General features: G+C 73.8%; 1 protein-coding gene. It reads right to left on the reverse strand.

Going from position 1 to position 630, the window contains the following annotated elements:
• Nucleotides 1-142 precede the first annotated feature (142 nt).
• Nucleotides 143-457, reverse strand: a complete 315-nt coding sequence (locus tag DEIPI_RS0103185; RefSeq protein ID WP_027480823.1) for a hypothetical protein — start codon at nt 455-457, stop codon at nt 143-145.
• Nucleotides 458-630 lie beyond the last annotated feature (173 nt).

A 630-nucleotide genomic window follows, 5' to 3' on the forward strand; every position in this document is an offset into this window, starting at 1 on the left:
CCGCGCCCTCGTGGACGACGCCGCCGAGATCGGCGCGGACGCCCGCGTGGGCGGCGAAGGTGACCTCACCGCCGTCGGCGCGGGCGTGAAGGTGAAGCCGGGCGCTCACGTCGCGCCCGGCTCGGAACTCGACCCCGCGTAGCTACAGGGCCACGTCGAGGCCCGTGAGGCACTCCTCCGCGATGGCGCGCGCGAGCGCGTCGCGCGTGGAGCGCGCGTAGGAGATGCCGAGGTGCAGGTGCTCCTGCGCCACGTCGCGGCCCTCGAGCGCGAGCGTCTGGTAGTACGCGAGGTGCGTGTGCGCGAGCAGCACGTCCCGCGTGCGTTCGGGCGGCAGGGTCCGCAGCAGCTGAAGCGCCTTGTTGTACTCACGGACCGCGTCCTGGTCGTTGCCTTCCACGGCGGCCTCACGCCCGCGCTGCAGGTGCCGCGCGGCGGTCAGGTAGGCGGGTCGCATGAGCCGAGTCTAGCAGTGGGACGTGGTCAGCCGTCAGCCGTCAGCCGTCAGCGATCAGGGATCAGCGGTCGGTGGTCTCCGGTCCTCGATGAAGAAGGGCGCCCGTGTGGGGCGCCCTTCCTGCTGGCCGCTCGCCTCAGCGGCGCGGGCCGCGGTCGCCGCCGCGGTCGCCT

It is taken from the genome of Deinococcus pimensis DSM 21231 (assembly GCF_000519345.1).
GTDB lineage: Bacteria > Deinococcota > Deinococci > Deinococcales > Deinococcaceae > Deinococcus_A > Deinococcus_A pimensis.

What these genes read in the sequence shown, in the direction of transcription:
- DEIPI_RS0103185 (WP_027480823.1), bottom strand. Translation starts at nt 457, where the DNA reads ATGCGACCCGCCTACCTGACCGCCGCGCGGCACCTGCAGCGCGGGCGT.